This is a genomic window from Streptomyces sp. NBC_00400, assembly GCF_036048035.1.
Taxonomy (GTDB): Bacteria; Actinomycetota; Actinomycetes; order Streptomycetales; family Streptomycetaceae; genus Streptomyces.
The window spans coordinates 2417563-2436400 of record NZ_CP107940.1; the positions used below are offsets into that span (position 1 = coordinate 2417563).

Here is an 18838-nt window from a genome sequence, read left to right on the forward strand (position 1 = left end):
GCGGGGAGAGGTTCCGTGACCGGTGCCAGCTCACTCTTCCAGGCCACGGACGGGGGTCGACAGAGGGGAAAGCACCCTTGAAGATGTGGAGTTGACTGGTGATCATCCACGGGGGAGGGCTCCATTGAGCTGCGTGCGATCGGGCATGATGGCGATAGTCGGTCTGGCGGGACGCTTCCCTCAAGCGCCGGACCTCGACGCCTTCTGGGAGTTGTTGCAGTCAGGAAGGGACGTCATCGGTCCGGTACCCTCCGACCGCTGGGATCCGGACGAGGTGATCGACCCGACCCGGGCCATCCCGCGTGTCGGCGGGTTCCTCGACAGGGTCGAGGAATTCGACCCCGAGTTCTTCGGCATCTCACCCCGCGAAGCACAGGTGACGGACCCTCAGCAAAGGCTGATGCTGGAGACCACTTGGCGTGCGCTGGAAGACGCCGGCGAGGTGGCGGCCAGCCTGCGGGGTTCGCGTACCGGTGTGTATTTCGGCGGTCTCTGGCATGACTACGAGCTGCTGCGGAAGAACAGCGGTGCAGGCGCGACCCAGCACAGCATCGTGGGGAATTCCCTGGACAGTGTCCCGTCCCGGGTGTCGTACTTCCTGGGACTCACGGGGCCGAGCCTGACCATCGAGAGCAGTTGTTCCTCGTCCTTGGTGGCTCTGCACCAGGCCTGCCAGGCGCTGCGCCACGGGGAGATCGAGGCGGCGCTGGTCGGCGGGGCCAACCTGATGCTGACGCCGGAAGTGACCGTGGGGCTCACGCACTTCGGCGGCCTCTCGCCGACGGGCCGCTGCCACGCCTTCGGCGCCGGCGCCGACGGTTTCGTCCGTGGTGAGGGCGTCGTCGCGGTGTACGTGAAGACACTTGAGCGTGCGGTCCGCGACGGCGACAGGGTGCGGGCCGTCATCGTCGCCAGTGCGGTCAACAACGACGGCGGCGGGGAGAGCCTGGTCACGCCGAATCCCCGCGCCCAGCAGGCCCTGCTGCAGGAGGTGTACGGCTCCGGAGCCGTTCCCCTGGACAAAGTGGTCTACGTGGAGGCCCACGGCACGGGCACCGTCCGCGGGGATGTCGCCGAGACGGCCGCGCTGGGCTCGGTTCTGGGAGTGCCCTGCCAGGACCGTACGCTGCACATCGGGTCGGTGAAGACCAACATCGGTCACCTCGAACCGGCCGCCGGGCTGGCCGGGTTGGTGAAGGCCACACTGGCACTCGAACATGGCGTCGTCCCGCCGAGTCTGCACGCCGAGGAACTGAATCCGGCCATCGACTTCGACGGGTTGAACCTCGCTGTGGCACGTGAGCCCGTGCCCTTGGCACCGGGCAGCCACATAGGTGTCAATTCGTTCGGCTGGGGAGGAACGAACGCGCATGTCGTCCTCACCGCCGCCCCCGGCACGGTCGACACGGCAGCGGATGCGCCGCCGGAATCCGCCGAACGGTTCCTGCTGCCGATCAGCGCTCACAACGACGAAGCGCTCAGCGAGCGTTCGGCGCACGTGCTCGCACGTCTGGAGGCCGGCGCGCCGATACGCGACACGGCGCAGGCGCTGGCGTGGCACCGCGATCACTTCGCGCAGCGGCGCGCACTGCTCGCACCGGAGCTGAGCGAGGTCGCGGCGGGTCGCGCACGGCCCGTCGGGAAGGTGGCCTTCGTCTTTCCCGGGCAGGGCGCGCAGTGGCCGGGCATGGGAGCTGGTCTCTACGACAGCAACGCGCCGTTCACCCGGGCCATGGACGAATGCGCCGAGGCACTGGCGCGCCGGGTCCCCTGGGACGTCCGGGACGTCGTGGTCAGCGGCGAGGCCCAGGCGCGCGTGGACCAGGTTCAGCCCGCGCTCTGGGCGATGTCGGTCTCCCTCGCCGCCGCCTGGAGGGACGCCGGCGTCCGGCCGGACGTCGTCGTGGGTCACAGCCAGGGGGAGATCGCGGCCGCCACCGTGGCCGGGGCTCTCCCGCTCGACGACGCCGCGCTCGTGGTCAGCAGACGCAGTGACCTTCTCCGGCAGGTGACCGGGCGCGGGCGGATGCTGGCCGTCGATCTCACCCCACACGAGGCTGAGGCCGCGCTGAGGGACTTCGAAGGGCTGGTCGACCTGGCCGTGCACAACGGGCCCCGCTCGTGCGTGCTCGCCGGAGAGGCCGACGCGGTACTGCTGCTGAAGGAGATCCTGGAAACCGACGGGGTGTTCTGCCGCCTGATCGACGTCGACTACGGGTCGCACAGCCCGCAGATCGACCACATCGTCCCCGCCCTTCGCGAGGCACTGTCCGCGGTACGACCCCGCACCGCACACACTCCACAGCTCTCCACCGTCGACCTGCGGTGGCTGGACGGCACGGAACTGAACTCCGCTTACTGGGCGGCGAATCTGCGCAGCAGGGTGCGCTTCGCCGAAGCGGCGGAGAAGCTTCTCGACACAGGTGTGACCCATCTGGTGGAGGTGAGTCCCCATCCGGGGCTCGGGACGGCGCTGCGGGAACTCGGCGACGCCCGTGACGAGCCTTTGGTGATATTGCCCAGCCTCCGCCGGGGCGAGGGCAGCCACACCGACCTGCTCAGGTCTTTCGGTCAGGCCTATGTGTCCGGGCTGAGCGCTCTGGGACCGCGCCCGGCCAGGAGGCCACGAGCAGCCCTCCCGCCGTATCCGTTCCGGCGCGAAAGCTACTGGGTCGACACCCGGCAGGGCGATGCGAAGCGGCAAGGCAGCCGCCGCCTCGCACTCGATCTGAGGCCGTCGACGGCCAACGGAATCTGGGAAGCCGTCCTCGAACTGGGGCTCTCGCACCATCCCTGGCTGGCCGATCACCGAGTGCTCGACACCGTCGTGCTCCCCGCAGGCGGGTATCTGGCCCTGGTCCAGAATGCGTTGCGCGACCGCGCGGACGCGCCGCTCACCTTGCGGGACGTCACGCTGCCGACGCCGCTGCCCCTGGGCGACGCCCCGGTGCCCCTCGCGGCCACGTGGCGCCCGAGTGCGGGCACGGCAGGCGTGTTCACACTGGCCTCCGGCGAGGAGAACGGGTGGACCCGGCATTGTCGTACGCTCGTCTCCTGGGGCACCTCGCCGGAGCCCGCGAAGTTCCCTGAGCGGCTGCTCAGCGCCGCGCCTGTGGACCCGGACGACTTCTACCGGCGCTGCGCGGAGCGGAGCCTGGCCTATGGCAGCGCCTTCAGGTCGGTGCTCGGGGGCCACCTGGGCCAGGATGAGGCCCTGGTCGAAATCGGGCTCCCCGCGGGCAGCCCGTCGGGACAGGCGGCGGGGGCTCTGCACCCGGTGCTGTGGGACGGCATTCTGCAAGCGGCTCTCGCCGTCGGCGACGGCCCCTGTGTCCCGGTCGCCATCGGCTCGGCGAACGTGACGGTGACCGGCGCGCCCCGTCTGTGGGTCCACGCACGGCGTACGGCAGCCGGCTTCGACCTCATGGTGTTCGACGCCGACCGGGTGCCCGTCGGCGAGTTGCGCGGCGTCGTCCTGGCCGACGCCCCGGCGGGGGTGTCAAAGGCCCCGGGCCCGGACCACGTCTTCGGGATGAGCTTCGAGCCGCAGGAAAGGACGGACGGACCAGGGCCCGGCGCCTTCGTCGTCTGCGGTCGCAGGGACGTACTGCCGGGCGGGCTCGGCCTCGACGCGTTGCCACGCGCCGGCCTGGTGGTCTTCGTCGCTCCCGTGGACGGGCGGACCGGGCTGATGGAACTGACGGAGGTGATCCGCCGTTGCCTTGAGGAGAATCCGTCGGCCCGGCTTGTCGTTGTCGTGCGGGAGGAAGATCCCTCCGCCGGTCTCTACGCCGGCTTCGTGGCGGTGGTGCAGGCGGAGTACCCGCAGTTCCTGGCGCGGCTCGTCGAGGTCGCCGGGTTCACCCCGGAACGGGTCGCCGACCTGGTGGCGGAGCTCGCGGCCACCGAGGACCGGGTCGTGCTGCGGGACGGCGAACGCCTAGTGGGGCGCCGTGTCCGGGGTGGCACCGACCGGACACCCGCGCCGTGGCGGAGCGGCGCCCGCACGCAGCCTTTCCTGCTCGGTGTCGCCCGTCCGGGAAGCCTGGACTCGCTGTGCCGGTGGCCCCTCGACCGGTCCCGGCCGGCCGCGGGCCGTGTCGAGGTGGCCGTGGAAGCCGCTTCGCTCAACTTCATCGACGTCATGAAGACGATGGGCGTCTACCCGGACACCTCGGCGGATCGCGACGTGCTGGGGCTCGACTGCGTCGGAGTCGTGACGTCGGCCGGCCCGGGCGTGACCGGAGTGGGTGTGGGTGACCGCGTGGTGGCCTGCGGGTTCGGCACACTCGCCTCGCACGTCACGGTGGACGCGCGTCATGTGCTGCCGGTGCCGGACGGCTGGAGTGCGGCTCAGGCCGCAGCCCTGCCGATGGTGCTCGTCACGGCCTGGCACGCGCTCGTACAGGTGGCCCGGGTCGAGAGGGGGGACACGGTCCTGGTGCATTCGGCCACCGGTGGTCTCGGCCTGGCCGCGCTGCGTATCGCACGGTGGGCGGGGGCGGAGGTCATCGCGACGGCGGGTACCGAGGCGAAGCGCGCGTACCTGCGCGGGCTGGGCGTCACGCACGTCTTCGACTCGCGCGGTCTCGACTGGGTGGCGGGCGTACGAGCCGCCACCGGCGGCCGGGGCGTGGATGTCGTGCTCAATTCACTGGCGGGCGCGGCCATTCCGCTCGGCCTGGAGGTGCTTGCTGAGGACGGTCGCTTCGTGGAGGTCGGAAAGCGCGACATCCATGCGGCGACGTCCGTCGAACTCGGAGCGTTCGCCAAGTCGATCACCTTCGCCGCGGTCGATGTCGCCGGCCTGCTGCGGCGCCGGCCCGACCGGTTCGCTGCGCTGCTCAGGGAGGCCTGGCAGCTCGTCGAGACGGGGGCGTTCGGGCCGCTGCCGGTGCGGCAGTGGGGCTTCGCGGACGCGGAGGACGCGTTCCGGGCCATGTCGCGCGCCGAGCACCGTGGGAAGATCGTGCTCGTCGACCCGCTCACCGGTGGTGCCGTCACTCCACGGCCTCTGCCGGCGGGCCGGTTCCGCGCCGGAGGCACGTACCTGATCACCGGCGGGCTCGGTGCGCTGGGTCTGTCGCTCGCCGAGTACCTGATCTCCTCCGGAGCCGGCGCCCTGGCACTCATCGGACGGTCCGGGCGCGCCGATCCCGATCGGCTGGCCGCGCTGCGCGCTCAGGGCGTGACGGTTCGCGTCTGGCAGGCGGACGTCGCCGACGAGCAGCGGATGAGGGTCGTCCTGGACGAGATCCGTCGGACGCTGCCGCCGCTGCGCGGTGTGTTCCACGTGGCCGGTGTCCTCGACGACGCGACGTTGCAGACCATCGACGCCGACAGCGTCGAACGGGTGCTCCGTCCGAAGGTGGAGGGCGCGCGCCTCCTGCACGACCTCACCGCCCACGACGCACTCGACCTGTTCGTGCTGTTCTCGTCCGCTGCCGCATTCGTGGGCACCGCGGGGCAGGCGGCATACGCCGCCGCGAACAGCTGGCTGGACGCACTGGTGAGGCGCAGGCGCCGGAAAGGCCTGCCCGGTCTGAGCGTGCAGTGGGGGCCGGTGGCCGGGGTGGGGCTCGCGGCACAGGACGCCGGGCGTGGAGACCGGCTCGCCGGTCGTGGACTGCGCAGTGTGACCGTCGACGCATGCTGGCAGGCGCTGCGGCATTTCATCGAGACGCACCAGACGGTCGTCGCCTATGCGGCGCTCGATCCGCGGCGATGGCTGGAGACCTATCCGGCAGCCGCGTCACTGAGCAGTTGGCAGTCCCTCGCAGGGGCGGAGCACGGCACACCGGACGGCGGCCTCGGTCTGCGTCTCGTTCCGGCCGGTCAGCGCAGAGAACTCGTGGCGGGCATCGTCCGCCACGAGGCGGCGCTGGTGCTGCGCCTCGCACCCGAGAAGCTGCTGGACGACGTCCCGTTGCGGTCCCTCGGCCTCGACTCGCTGATGACCCTGGAGCTGCGCAACCGGCTGGAGGCCTCGCTCGCCACGCGTCTGAGCCCCACTCTGCTGTGGAAGTACGGAACGCTGTCGCGCCTGACCGGGGCGCTGACCGACCTGTTGGCCAGGGAAGAGGCAACTGCACGTGACTGAGAAGCCCTTGCTGACCCTTGAGGAGGCACGTCAGCTCCTCGCGGAGTACCTGCCGGACGAAGCCGGTCTCGACGTGGCCGAGGTGACGTCCGAGGGGTTGGTGTTCACGGCGGCGCCGGAGCGGCTGTGGGTGCGGCCCGGCGGTACCGTCTCCGGCCCGGCGATCTTCACCTTCGCCGACCTGTCCGCATTCGTTGCGGTCAGCGCGTATGCGGGGAAGGTGCCTTCGGCGGTGCTGACGTCGAGCAGCTTCAGTTTCCTTGAGGCGGTGGAGCCGGGATTGCTGCGCGTCCGCGTCGCGGCAGCCCGTGTCGGGCGCCGATCGGCCGTCCTCACCGCGCATGTCGAGGACGAACAGGGTCTCCTCGTGGCGATGGGGACCCTGCACTTCTCCTACCCCGGCAAGAGACTTTCCTGAGCGCGGCGCCTGCGGGGAGCGGGACGGCGCCTGGTCGTCGGCCTGCGCTCCCCGAGTGCCGGGACGAGGCCGTTCGGCTACCTGCCCTGATCGAGCGGACGTATCGAGTAACCCGACCGCTCCCAGGGGTAGGACGGCAGAGACGTCACCGCCCGTACCGCTCTGCCCGGCACCGGTGCCGCCGGATCCATGGCCGTCACCCGCGGGTCCCGGCCGCCGTCGGCGAGAGCGGCCAGGGCCTCTGCGGCGGCCTCGGCGTTGTCCGCGCTGACCCAGACCGCGTGGCGCAGCCGGGTACGGCCATGCGTCGCGGTGTACGCGAACGCCGCGTAGTCGGCCTGGTCCACCCACTGTGCATATCGGGCCGCCAGCTCCCGGAGCGCCTTCTCCGTGTGACCGCTCACCATGAACCCGTCGGTCCGGGCACCGTCCTGTGACGGCGGATGCGGGCCTGAACCGGGGTGGGCGGAGAGAACGACGTGGGCGTTGGTGCCGCTCATGCCGAAACTGCTGACCGCCGCACAGCGTCCCGAAGACTCTTTCCAGGCAAGGGTTTCGGTCGGTACGGCCGGGCCGCCGTCCGCCAGGTGGATCCGCGGGTTCAGCGTGCCGAACTGGGCCTGCCGGGGAATCTGCCGCTTGTTCAGGCACATCAATGCCTTGATGAGGCCGAGCACGCCCGCCGCCGCTTCCGCGTGGCCGATGTTGGCCTTCACCGATCCCACGTACCACTCCCGTGCCGGTGTGCCCAAGGCGGTCCTGGCCGCCTCCACCTCGATCGGATCACCCAGTGCGGTTCCGGTGCCATGGGCCTCCAGGTATCCCACGTCCCCTGCCGTCAGCCCGGCGGCCGCCAGTACGGATTCGATCAGCTTCGTCTGGGACAGCACGTTGGGCGCGGTGAATCCGGACGACCGGCCGTCCTGGTTGATGCCCGAGGCTTCGACAACCGCCAGGACGCGGTCCCCCTCGCGTTCCGCGTCGCTCAGCCGCTTGAGGATGAGCGCGCCACACCCCTCACCACGTACGAAGCCGTTCGCCCGCGCGTCGAACGGGCGGCAGCGGCCGTCCGGTGACAACGCCTCGGTGCGTTGGATCTCCGCCGTGGAACGGGGGGCGAGCACCAGGTTCACGCCCGCGGCCACCGCGACGTCACAGTCCCCGGCCGCCAGTGCCCGGCAGGCCGTGTGCAGGGCCACGAGCGAGGAGGAACACGCGGTGTCGACAGCCATCGCCGGCCCCTGGAACCCGAGCGTGTAGGCGATGCGGCCGGCCGCGAAGCAGTGACCATTGCCGATCAGCCAGGAAGAATTGGGCTCGTCGTCCGCCCAATACCGGTAATCCTGACCGGTGATGCCGACGTACACCCCGGTCGAGTCGGCGGCGGCCGCCGGCGGGATGGCGGCGTCCTCGAAAGCCTCCCACACGACCTCGAGCAGCAGGCGGTGCTGCGGGTCGAGACTCCTGGCCTCACGGGGAGAGATCCCGAAGAACTTCGCGTCGAAGCCCAGTACGTCGTCCAGGTAGCCACCGCGCGACAGAAGGCCTTCCCAGGCCCGGCCGAAGACGGTGCGCCGCTGCTCGGGCAGGTCCCTGATGAAGGTACGGCTCTCCGCAAGGGCCTGCCAGTACGCCTCCCGGTCCCCGATTCCTCCGGGCGCGCGCAGGCCGACGCCGACGATGGCCACACGACCGGAGGAACGTTCGGCGTCGAGTTGCTCCCTCAGCGACTTGATCGTCTCCATGGCCCGACGCAGCGGGCTCGCAGCAGCATCCGAAGTCGATGGTGATGTCACCAGCCGGGACGATAGCAGCCGCGAGCGGGCGGCTCCCGCGATGCGGGACGTCCAGCCGGTGAAGGGACTTGATGATCACTCAACTCTGGTGCTTCTCCTGCCGGTTGTGGCAATGTGGCGCACCGTGAGCCCGGATCCGGGCCGCACAACGGGGGCAAGGCGTCGGTGTCGACGTGTCTGCATCCCTGCTCCCCCGTCACCGCGAGGCAGCGAGGATCACTTGTGACGATTGCAGTCCTGGACGACGAAGAAGTCGTGGTGCGGACTCCCGAGGAGTTCCACCGCATGCCGCGTGACTACCAGAAGATCCTGGTCAGTCAGATCACCATCAACACCGAGGGCGAACTCTCCGGCGGGGACGACTACGCGCTGATGTTCCTGCCCCTGGCTCCGACATCCGAGGAGCGACAGGTGTGCGCCGAGCGGGCGGCCGAGGAGTACGACCACTACAAGATCGGAAAACGCGTCCTGGCCGACCTCGGTATCGACACCACGTACATGGAGAACCAGTCGCTCGCCGAACGGACCTTGTTCGCCGACGAGCGCATGCACTCGTGCACCACCTGGGCCGAGCGCGGCATCTACTCGTACATCGGCGAGGAGACCGCCATGGTGATGCTGCGTGAGTTCGCCGAAAGCAGCTACCGGCCCTGGGCCGAGGCAGTGCGCACGATCATCCTGGACGAGAAGATCCACATCGCCCACGGCGCACGTGTCTGCCGCAACCTCGCCGTCACCGAGGAAGGCCGCGAGCAGCTGCAGGCGGCGCTGGACCGGCTGTGGCCGATGTTCGTCGGCATCTTCGGAAGCCCCCACACCAAACGTTCGAAGCTCGCTGTGCGCTACGGGCTGCGCAAGACCACCAACGGCGAGGCCATCGAGCTGTGGCGCGAGAAGGTCACGGAGCGCGTCACCAACCTCGGCCTGCGTGTTCCCGAGTGAGGCGAGAGACCACCATGCCCATACCTGTGGCGATCACACCGCGCCCGCCCTCCAGGGCGGAGTCCAAGGCCCGTCTGCGGGAGATCCTGGCCGAGCGGCCCGACCTGGCAGCGCGGCTGAAGACCGTACGGAACATCGGCCGGCGGGTACGCGGCTGCGAGATCCACCTCACCACCGCATGCAACATCCGTTGCAAAGGCTGCTGGTACTTCGAGGGCGGATTCGACAGTGCGGTGAAGGAAACCTCGGACCCGGGGCTCATCCGGGCCTTTGCCGAGAAGCTCGCCTCCGAAGGCGTGACGCAGGCGACGCTCATCGGCGGCGAGCCGACGATCGTGCTCGACAGAGTGCGCCCGTTCGTCGAGGCACTGCCGTACGTCACCATTTCGTCCAACGGCCTGCGCCCCCTGCCCCGGGACGGCTTCGAGAACGTGGCGATCGGCATCAGCCTCTTCGGCGGAGGTCCGCTCGACGACGCCCTGCGGGCACACCGCCCGAACGGCTCGTCCTTCCGCGGCCTGTTCGAGACGGGCCTCAAGCACTACCGCGACGACCCCCGGGTGACGTTCGTCTTCGCCCTGTCCGAGGAGGGGCTTCCCTACATCGAGCCCACGGTGCGGGCGATCCGCGACAACGGCAACCTCGTGACGTTCAACTTCTACAGCGAGCACGGTTCGGAAAGTCCGCTGCGCATCGAGAACGAGAAGCGGACCCTGTCCGAAGCGCTGCGAGTCAAGGAACGGTATCCGGAGACGGTGGTCAGCCATCCGTACTTCATCGAGGCGTTGATCACCGGTCGCAGCCACTGGGGCGCCCGTTTCGGATACGACGTGTGCCCCAGCATCAGCGTCGACATGCCGGAGCACGAGCAGCGGGTCGCCAACGGCAATCCCGTCCTCGACGGCTTCGCCGTCTACGGTGCCGACTACGCCACCCTGCAGTTCTGCTGTACGTCCGGTGACTGCGGCAACTGCCGTGACAGCCAAGCCGTCTACAGCTGGCTGATGGTCAGTCTCCACTGGTTCCTGGACAGTGTGCAGCGCCTGGAAACCTGGATGGACCTGGCGGAGAGCTACTGGCGCCAGTGGTACTGGTCGCAGACCCACTCCCCGAACTTCCATCGCTGACAGCTACTTCGTACCGCAGAGAAAGAGCGTTCATGTCTGACAGCATCACTGCCGAGACCGTACTGGAACTCATCCGCCAGGAGCTCGTGGACGCCGGCGTGGAGGAGGAGGCCGTCACGTCCGAGGCGAAGTTCGACGACCTCGACATCGACTCGCTCGACGCCGCGGAGCTCATGGCCACCATCAAGCGCACGTACCAGGTGGCCATCCCGCGTCCGGAACTCGCCGAGGTAACGGTGGGACAGCTCGCGGTGAGGGTTGCGGAACAGGCCGGTCGTTGACCGTTCCCGTCGCGGTCACCGGCGTCGGCGCGGTCACTCCGCTCGGCGTCGGGGCCGATGTCCTCTTCTCCCGGCTCATCGCCGGGGAGACCGGTCTGGCCGACGGCGACGGCAGGTGCCATGAGTTCGACGCCGGCTCCTTCCTCAGCCGGCGGGAGCGGCGCCGCAACGCGCGCTTCGCGCAACTGGCCCTCGTCGCGGCGGACGAGGCAGTGCACCAGGCGGGGTGGACGGACACGTTGCCCTATCCCGCCGAGGATGTCCTGTGCGTCATGGGCACCGGTCTCGGCGGAGCACCGGACCACGCGAACGCCGAGGCGACGCCGCTCACCGTGCCGCTGATGATGCCCAACAGCGCCGCGGCGAGTCTCAGCATGCGCTACGGCATCCACGGGGAGTCCCTTGCCACCTCCGGGGCCTGCGCCGCAGGTGCGCAGGCCATCGGCTTCGCCTTGCGCAGCATCCGGCGCGGTGAGGCGGCGGCCGCTGTCGTCGGCGGCGCCGAGGCGGCCTCCGTGCCGCTCGTCCGGGAATCGTTCGAGCACGCCGGTGCGCTGTCTTCGAGCGGTAGGTGTCTGCCGTTCGACGAGGACCGGGACGGCTTCGTCATGGGCGAGGGGGCGGGCGTGCTCGTCCTGGAGAGCGTCGAAGGCGCGCGAGCGCGCGGTGCCTCGGTCCTCGGACTGGTGCTGGGCTACGGCGCGACAAGCGACGCGCACCACCTCACCGCGCCGCCGCCGGACGGCCTCCCCGCGGCGCAGTGCGTTCGACGGGCCCTCGCCGACGCAGACGTCACTCCCGGGGACCTCTGCTACATCAACGCTCATGGCACGGGAACACGATTGAACGACGAAGCGGAGATCCGCTCGCTCGGCCGTGTCCTGGGGGACGCCCTGTCCACCGTTCCGCTCTCCTCGACAAAGGCGGCGACCGGGCATCTGTTCGGGGCGGGTGGTGCGGTGGAGGCCATCGTCACCCTGGCCGCGCTGCGGCGGGGAATCGCTCCGGCGACGGCCGGCACACGGCGGCCGGATCCCGCGCTCGGCCCGGTCGACCATGTGCGCACGCCCCGGGTACTGGAGCCGCGTTCCAGGGGTTCGGTCGGGCTCTCCGACTCGTTCGGTTTCGGCGGTCACAACGCCGCCCTGGTATTGGGAGCACCGTGAACGGTTTTGATCTCCGCGGCCGCCGCTACCTGGTCACCGGTGTCACCAATGACGAGTCCATCGCCTGGCACGTCGCGGCGGCGCTCCAGCGCCATGGCGCCGACATCGTGCTGAGTTCCTTCGGACGTGCCGCCCGGATCGCCCGTAAGGCGGCGGCGCTGCTGCCGAACCCGCCGGACGTCATCGACCTCGATGTCACCGATGAAGAGGCCTTGGCCGCCGTCGCCGGTGAACTCGCCCGCCGTTGGGACGCGCTCGACGGGGTGCTGCACAGCATCGCCTATGCGCCTGCGGACGCGGTGGGCGGTGGCTTCCTCGATACGTCCGCGGCGAGCGCCACACAGGGCTTTCAGGTCTCCGCGTATTCGTTGCAACGGCTGGTCTCCTCGCTGACGCCGCTGCTGTCCGCGAGCGAACACGGCGGCAGCGTGGTGGGACTCACCGTCGACAGCGCGCGCACCTTGCCCGGTTACGACTGGATGGGGGTGTTCAAGGCGTCATTGGACGCGGTGGCCCGCTACCTGGCCATGTACTTGGGGCCACAGGGCATCCGCGTGAACCTGGTCGCATCCGGCCCGCTGGAGACTCTTTCGGCGCAGGGGGTCGGCTCGTTCGACGCGCTGGCCGAGTACTACGAGCGCTGGGCACCTCTCGGGTGGGACCGCACCGATCACGAGCAAGTGGTGGGTGCCGTGTTGTTCCTGCTGTCCGATCTGGCGGCCCGTACCACCGGCCAGGTGTTGCACGCCGATGGTGGGGTGCATGCCATAGCCGGCGGGATCGGAGAGGCCCCGCGTTGACCATAATTGACTGATACTCATGTGGCAGGATGACGTCAGTGGGAGGCGTCTGTCGCTAGAAAAAAGCCGTCGGTATCGAAGGAGTTGGCCATGGGCCGCGATTTCCCCTTGTTCCGCACAAAGAGTCCTGTGCCGGATGCGGAACGGGCGGCGATCCTGTCGGAACCAGGCTTCGGGCGGCACTTCACCGATCACATGGCCTCGGCGGTGTGGACCCCGGCAGACGGGTGGCACGAGCACAAGATCGCGCCGCTGGAGCCCTTCTCCCTGCACCCCAGCGCAGCAGTACTGCACTACGCTCAGGAGATCTTCGAGGGCCTGAAGGCGTACCGCCACGCCGACGGCAGCATCTGGCTGTTCCGTCCCGAGGAGAACGCACGGCGATTCATCCGCTCGGCCAAAAGGATTGCGCTTCCTGAGCTGCCGGAGGAGGACTTCCTCGCCAGTGCGGAGGAGCTGATCCGCGCCGACGAACAGTGGGTTCCGGCCTCCGGCGGTGAAGAGAGCCTCTACGTACGGCCGTTCATGTTCGCGACAGAGGCATTCCTCGGTGTCCGGCCGGCCGAGCAGGTGGTCTACTCGGTGATCGCGAGCCCCGCCGGGCCTTACTTCCCCTCCGGCGTCAGTGGCGTCTCACTGTGGGTGAGCAGCCAGTACACGCGCGCGGCGAAGGGCGGGACCGGCACAGCCAAATGCGGCGGCAACTACGCCGCGAGCCTCGCCGCGCAGATCGAGGCACGAGAGCACGGCTGTGACCAGGTCATGTACCTGGACGAGACCGGCGGCGAGGGCAACCTGGAAGAGTCCGGCACCATGAACCTGTGCCTGATCACATCGAGCGGTGAACTGCTGACCCCACCCCTCGGCACGATTCTCGAAGGCGTGACCCGGGCCACCATCCTCGCTCTCGCCGACGACTTCGGTCTGACCCCGGTGGAGCAGTCCATCACGCTCGACGAACTGCGTGCCGGCGCCGCAGACGGTTCGATCACCGAGGTGTTCGCCGCCGGCACGGCGGCCGTGGTCACGCCGATCGTGGGCTTCAAGGGTGACGGCTTCGACTTCACCGTCGGAAGCGGCGCACCCGGCAAGCAGACGGTCGCACTCCGCAATCACGTATTGGACATCCAGTACGGCCGTGCCGAAGACAGGCACGGCTGGATGAGGCGCGTGATCTGATCCACGCCGTCGTGGCCCATTCGGTGGTCACGACGGGACCGGCCGGGACCCGGCCAAGCGGACGCCCGGCCGCAAGCGCGGACGGGCCGGGGACGTCCGTCACCGCCGAGACGGCCACCTGGCCCTACGCGAAGAACTCGGCGCATGGTCCGGCCCCGGAAGGGTTCCCGGCCGGGACGGCAGCGGTGTCCGCAGGTCGCCGGAGGCGGTGGGCGACGGCCCCGCGCCGAGGACGGCGAGCACGAAAGCAGTGGTGAGGGCGCGGACGTCATCGGCCCGTTTGATCAGGTAGTGACGGCCGCCGGGCACCTCATACCGGACCAGGTCCGGCACCACCTGGCGGGCCCGCCGGGCGTACTCCAGCGAGCGGGCGGCGCTCGCCGCACTGCGGTCCCGGTCGCCATGGATGATCAGCACCCGTCGGCCCGCCAGGTGCTCCCCCTGGTCGCCGGCCGGCAACCAGGGGGCGATACCGACCACGCCTGCCACGGTGGGGTGGCCGGCGGTCCAGAAGGCGGCACGGCCCCCCAGCGAGTTGCCGATCAGTACGACGGGGACGTCGCCGTACCGACGGGTGATCTCGTCCAGCGCCCAGCGGGTGTCGACGGCGGTGTCTGCGGCATCACCGTTCCAGCCCCGGTAGCGGTAGTGGAGCAGGTGCACGGCAATACCGCCGGAGCGTCCACGCTCCGTGAGTTCGGCCATCAGGTCCTGCAGTCCCAGCTCGGCGATCTTCAGCGGCCCCCGCCGGCTGCGGACGAACCCGCCGGGCAGCAGCAGAGCCACCGCCTTCACCGCGTCCTCCCCTTGCCACTCCGTCAGCCCTGCACTGCGTTCGCGCGATGTGAACATGCATATCCTCCCCGCCGATCGGTATCGGTTCCCGGTGTCCCGCGGCAGGACGCACACGGCCGGGCAAGAACCGTGTCCGCGCACCACGAAACCCGGGGGAACCCGGAACGGTCCCTGGTTACCTGCTTGAGCCGGCGACTTCCCGCCTTCACCGGCCGGGCTGCTGTCTGTCCGTCACACCACCTCGGCGCTCCACCGCGGCACACCCGTCCTGCGCGGCGAGGGCCTTACGGGCGCGCCGGGCCGCGCCCCCTCCGACCAACGACCTGGTGGGCATGGGCGGGCCCCCGTGAACGAGGAACAGCGTCGGTCCTCCGCCGCTGTCGAGAGCGGTGAGGTGCGTGCCATCCATGGAGGTGGCGACGAGTTCAGCCATGCGCACCATGCTGCGCCGCCCGGCCTACAGTGCACCGACATCCCACCGACAGCGAGCCCACGCCACCACGTGGACTGCGTGCGGTGGTCCCGTCTGGCCTACGCGGCCCCTCGTGGGAAAGGATGATCGAGTGAACGATCTTCCCTCGCCGCGCTCCCTGCGCCCGGTCCGCGGCGCTGCCCGCTGCGCCGTCGCCGCCCTCGTCCTCGCCGGTGCCGCCTGGGCGGCCGTTGCCCTGTGGCAGCTCCGGCTCGCCCTGTCCGGGATGCCTGCTTCCGGGCTCCCGGACCAGGGCGGCGGCCGGCATCGCACGCTGACCGCCCTGGAGAACGCCTTCCACATGGTCAGCGCCCTGGCGGGCGCGACCACCGTGCTCTGCGCGCTCGCCTTTCTGGCCTGGTTGTGGCGCGTCCGGGACAACGCCTGCGCCCTCTCCGGACAGCCGCCGCGCTACGCCGGGCCGTGGGTCTACGCGGGCTGGATCGTGCCCGTGGCGAACCTGTGGGTGCCCCGCGGCATCATCGTCGACGTCCACCGTGCGAGCGCGCCGGGAGAACGGCTGCCGCGCGCCGTGAACTGGTGGTGGGGCCTGTGGCTGGCCGGGATGCTGAGCGGTACGGGCCTGATGTACACGGGTTCCACGGACGACGTCATCGCCCGCGCCTACCAGGACGTACGGCCGCTCCTGGCCGCGGACACCGCCGTCATCGGCGCGGCGGTGGCCGGCATTTTCGTCGTCCGCGCCCTCACCGCGGCGCAGCAGCAACGCATCGGCAACGCCCCGCGGTTCGAGAACACCGGCACAGCGGCGGGCTGAGCGGCACGCGCCGCGGCGGGCGGCCGACGGGCCGGCCGGCCGCGGCGGCCACGACGGCCACGGCGGTCTCCGTTCCCGGCGGAGCGAGCGCCGCCCGGCACCCCCGAGCCCGCAAGGGCGCCCCCGGAGCCGCCAAAGGCGCCCCGGCGGCGGGATCTTCATGGGACGGGATCCGGACGGCTATGAGCTGCGCTTCCCACAGTTTTCGGAGGTTTGAACGGGCGGGAACGGATCGCGCGGCCGATCACGGGCCGTCCGGGTTCCGAACACCGATTTCGCGCAACGGACGGTTTCCGGCCAATTCGTTGAACGGTGCCTGACAACAAGCCACTGGTGGTGGGACTCTTCCCCGCAACCGCCGCACGGATCCCCACAGCACCACATCCCGCGGTGGCCGCAGGTTCCACCTTTCCCACCCGTACTGCCCGTACCGCCCGTACACCCAGCACCTCCCGTACGTCTCCCCCCACACGCTCCAAGAGTTCTGCCTCGCTCTGCCCGGACGGCCGCTTCGCCGCCCGGTCCCCCTCGGCCGCCTCGCCACTCGGGCGGCCACCGCAGAAGGAGTCAGTGTGAGACGCACCCCCCATGGACGCGCCGTTGCGACCGGCGCACTCGTCGCCGTCACGGCAATGCTGGCAGTCGGCGTCCAGGCCGGTACCGGCACGGCGGCCGCCCCGCGGCCGGGCACCACGCATGCCACCCCCGATCCCGGCGCCCTGCCGGCCAAGCTGTCCCCGTCCCAGCGTGCGGAGCTGATACGGGCAGCCAGTGCCACCACCGCCGAGACCGCCCGGCAGCTCAAGCTCGGCGCGCAGGAGAAGCTGGTCGTCAAGGACGTCTCGAAGGACGTCGACGGCACCGTCCACACCCGCTACGAGCGCACCTACGACGGACTGCCCGTCCTCGGCGGCGACCTCGTGGTGCACCGGGCCAAGGGCGGCACCCTCAAGGGCGTCACCAAGGCCGTGCGCTCCCAGCTCAAGGTCGCGAGCACGACCGCGAAGGTGAAGCCGGCCGCGGCCGAGGCGAAGGCCGTCTCGTCGGCGCGGGCGCTCGGGTCGGAGAAGACCGGAGCCGCGAAGGCACCGCGCAAGGTGGTCTGGGTCGCCGACGGCAAGCCGCTGCTCGCGTACGAGACGGTGGTCGGCGGGCTGCAGGACGACGGCACCCCCAGCCAGCTGCATGTCATCACGGATGCCACGACCGGCGCCAAGATCTTCGAGTACCAGGGGATCGACAAGGGCATCGGCAACAGCGAGTACAGCGGCAAGGTCACCCTCGGGACCTCGGGTTCGGCGCCGAACTTCTCGATGACCGACGCCACGCGCGGGGGCCACAAGACGTACGACCTCAAGCACGGGTCCTCCGGGACCGGCACGCTCTTCACCGACGCGGACGACACCTGGGGCGACGGCACCCCGCAGAACGCCCAGACGGCCGCTGTCGACGCGGCCTACGGCGCGCAGGAGACCTGGGACTACTACAAGAACGTGCACGGCCGCAGCGGCATCAAGGGCGACGGCGTGGGCGCCTACTCCCGTGTGCACTACGGCAACAGCTACGTCAACGCCTTCTGGGACGACGGCTGCTTCTGCATGACGTACGGCGACGGCAGCGGCAACAACTCCCCGCTGACCGCCATCGACGTGGCCGGCCACGAGATGTCGCACGGTGTCACCGCGGCCACCGCCAACCTCACCTACAGCGGTGAGTCCGGCGGCCTCAACGAGGCGACCTCGGACATCTTCGGCACCGCGGTGGAGTTCTACGCCAACAACACCTCCGACCCCGGTGACTACCTCATCGGCGAGAAGATCGACATCAACGGCGACGGCACCCCGCTGCGTTACATGGACAAGCCGTCCAAGGACGGTGCCTCGGCCGACTACTGGTCGAGCAACGTCGGCAACAAGGACGTGCACTACTCGTCCGGTGTCGCCAACCACTTCTTCTACCTGCTGTCCGAGGGCAGCGGCCCGAAGGACATCGGCGGCGTCCACTACGACAGCCCGACCTCCGACGGCCTGCCGGTCCCGGGCATCGGCCGGGCCAACGCCGAGAAGGTCTGGTTCAAGGCACTCAGCCAGTACATGAGCGCCAACACCAACTACGCGGGCGCCCGTACCGCCACCCTGCAGGCCGCGGCGGACCTGTTCGGCCAGGGCAGCGCGTCGTACAACACGGTCGCCAACACCTGGGCGGCGGTGAACGTCGGCGCCCGCGTCCCGGACGGCGGCGGGGTCACCGTCACCAACCCGGGCAACCAGACCAGCACCGTGGGCCAGGCGGCGAGCCTGCAGATCAAGGCGAGCAGCGGCACCGCGGGCGCACTGTCGTACGCGGCGACCGGCCTGCCCGCCGGGCTGTCGCTCAACGCGACCACCGGCCTGGTCTCCGGTACGCCGACCACGGCCGGCACCAGCAATGTGACGGTCACGGTCACCGACGCCGCGAAGAAGACCGGTACGGCCGCCTTCACCTGGACGGTCAACGCGGCCGGCGGCGGCAACGTCTTCGAGAACGCCGACGACGTGGCGATTCCGGACGCGGGCGCGGCGGTCACCTCACCGATCAATGTCGGCCGCACCGGCAATGCGCCGAGCACCCTCAAGGTCGCGGTGGACATCGTGCACACCTACCGCGGTGACCTGGTCGTGGACCTGATCGCCCCGGACGGCACGGCCTACCGGCTGAAGAACTCCAGCGCCTTCGACTCGGCGGCCGATGTGAAGACGACCTACACCGTCAACGCCTCCTCGGAGAAGGCCTCCGGCACCTGGAAGCTGCGGGTTCAGGACGTCTACTCCCAGGACACCGGCTACATCAACGGCTGGAAGCTGACGTTCTGACCGTGCCTCGGCACCCGGCCGTCACCTTCGTGTGACACAAGCGGGCCGGCGGATCGTCGCAGCTCACAACTGACCTGCTGGGCAAGCCTGTTGGGCGTCACTCCCGGATCTTCGGGGGTGGCGCCCAGCTCC

The 18838-nt window shown here is 70.0% G+C and carries 13 protein-coding genes; 10 read left to right on the forward strand and 3 right to left on the reverse strand.

Annotation, left to right across the window (positions count from 1 at the left end; all coding sequences use genetic code 11):
* Window positions 1–133: 133 nt before the first annotated feature.
* Entirely contained in the window at window positions 134–6100 is a 5967-nt protein-coding gene (locus OHS81_RS10515) for a type I polyketide synthase (RefSeq protein WP_328384551.1), read from the forward strand.
* Window positions 6093–6518 (forward strand): PaaI family thioesterase, encoded by a 426-nt coding sequence (locus tag OHS81_RS10520; RefSeq protein WP_328384552.1) that lies wholly within the window; start codon window positions 6093–6095, stop codon window positions 6516–6518. The genes OHS81_RS10515 and OHS81_RS10520 overlap by 8 nt, the downstream gene beginning before the upstream one ends.
* Before the next feature lie 77 nt (window positions 6519–6595).
* On the opposite strand, the gene OHS81_RS10525 is transcribed toward OHS81_RS10520, so the two are convergent.
* Entirely contained in the window at window positions 6596–8263 is a 1668-nt protein-coding gene (locus OHS81_RS10525; RefSeq protein ID WP_328384553.1) for a beta-ketoacyl synthase N-terminal-like domain-containing protein, read from the reverse strand.
* Window positions 8264–8536: 273 nt separating this feature from the next.
* Here OHS81_RS10525 and OHS81_RS10530 point away from each other — a divergent pair, with 273 nt between their 5' ends.
* From OHS81_RS10530 to OHS81_RS10555, 6 genes are all read left to right on the forward strand, one after another.
* Window positions 8537–9256 (forward strand): ferritin-like fold-containing protein, encoded by a 720-nt coding sequence (locus OHS81_RS10530; protein WP_328384554.1) that lies wholly within the window; start codon window positions 8537–8539, stop codon window positions 9254–9256.
* Between the two features lie 14 nt (window positions 9257–9270).
* Window positions 9271–10383, forward strand: a complete 1113-nt coding sequence (locus OHS81_RS10535) for a radical SAM protein (RefSeq protein ID WP_328384555.1) — start codon at window positions 9271–9273, stop codon at window positions 10381–10383.
* Window positions 10384–10415: 32 nt separating this feature from the next.
* Window positions 10416–10664: an acyl carrier protein gene (locus OHS81_RS10540; RefSeq protein WP_328384556.1), complete on the forward strand. Its 249-nt coding sequence runs from the start codon at window positions 10416–10418 to the stop codon at window positions 10662–10664.
* On the forward strand, window positions 10661–11830 hold the full coding sequence (locus OHS81_RS10545; RefSeq protein ID WP_328384557.1) for a beta-ketoacyl-[acyl-carrier-protein] synthase family protein: 1170 nt from the start codon (window positions 10661–10663) through the stop codon (window positions 11828–11830). The genes OHS81_RS10540 and OHS81_RS10545 overlap by 4 nt, the downstream gene beginning before the upstream one ends.
* A complete protein-coding gene (gene fabI / locus OHS81_RS10550; protein ID WP_328384558.1) occupies window positions 11827–12630 on the forward strand; it encodes an enoyl-ACP reductase FabI in 804 nt (267 codons plus the stop codon). The genes OHS81_RS10545 and fabI overlap by 4 nt, the downstream gene beginning before the upstream one ends.
* A gap of 90 nt (window positions 12631–12720) precedes the next feature.
* Window positions 12721–13809, forward strand: coding sequence for a branched-chain amino acid aminotransferase (locus OHS81_RS10555; protein WP_328384559.1), 1089 nt, complete (start codon window positions 12721–12723; stop codon window positions 13807–13809).
* Between the two features lie 99 nt (window positions 13810–13908).
* On the opposite strand, the gene OHS81_RS10560 is transcribed toward OHS81_RS10555, so the two are convergent.
* Together OHS81_RS10560 and OHS81_RS10565 are read right to left on the reverse strand one after the other, a co-directional pair.
* On the reverse strand, window positions 13909–14661 hold the full coding sequence (locus OHS81_RS10560) for an alpha/beta hydrolase (protein ID WP_328384560.1): 753 nt from the start codon (window positions 14659–14661) through the stop codon (window positions 13909–13911).
* 148 nt (window positions 14662–14809) lie between these two features.
* Window positions 14810–15037, reverse strand: coding sequence for a hypothetical protein (locus tag OHS81_RS10565; RefSeq protein ID WP_328384561.1), 228 nt, complete (start codon window positions 15035–15037; stop codon window positions 14810–14812).
* A gap of 130 nt (window positions 15038–15167) precedes the next feature.
* Here OHS81_RS10565 and OHS81_RS10570 point away from each other — a divergent pair, with 130 nt between their 5' ends.
* Together OHS81_RS10570 and OHS81_RS10575 are read left to right on the forward strand one after the other, a co-directional pair.
* A complete protein-coding gene (locus OHS81_RS10570) occupies window positions 15168–15854 on the forward strand; it encodes a DUF4328 domain-containing protein (RefSeq protein WP_328384562.1) in 687 nt (228 codons plus the stop codon).
* A 572-nt stretch (window positions 15855–16426) separates the two neighbouring features.
* Entirely contained in the window at window positions 16427–18706 is a 2280-nt protein-coding gene (locus OHS81_RS10575) for a M4 family metallopeptidase (RefSeq protein ID WP_328384563.1), read from the forward strand.
* Window positions 18707–18838 lie beyond the last annotated feature (132 nt).

What these genes read in the sequence shown, in the direction of transcription:
- OHS81_RS10525 (WP_328384553.1), bottom strand. Translation starts at nt 8,263, where the DNA reads ATGGAGACGATCAAGTCGCTGAGGGAGCAACTCGACGCCGAACGTTCC.
- OHS81_RS10535 (WP_328384555.1), top strand. Translation starts at nt 9,271, where the DNA reads ATGCCCATACCTGTGGCGATCACACCGCGCCCGCCCTCCAGGGCGGAG.
- OHS81_RS10540 (WP_328384556.1), top strand. Translation starts at nt 10,416, where the DNA reads ATGTCTGACAGCATCACTGCCGAGACCGTACTGGAACTCATCCGCCAG.
- OHS81_RS10555 (WP_328384559.1), top strand. Translation starts at nt 12,721, where the DNA reads ATGGGCCGCGATTTCCCCTTGTTCCGCACAAAGAGTCCTGTGCCGGAT.
- OHS81_RS10560 (WP_328384560.1), bottom strand. Translation starts at nt 14,661, where the DNA reads ATGTTCACATCGCGCGAACGCAGTGCAGGGCTGACGGAGTGGCAAGGG.
- OHS81_RS10565 (WP_328384561.1), bottom strand. Translation starts at nt 15,037, where the DNA reads ATGGCTGAACTCGTCGCCACCTCCATGGATGGCACGCACCTCACCGCT.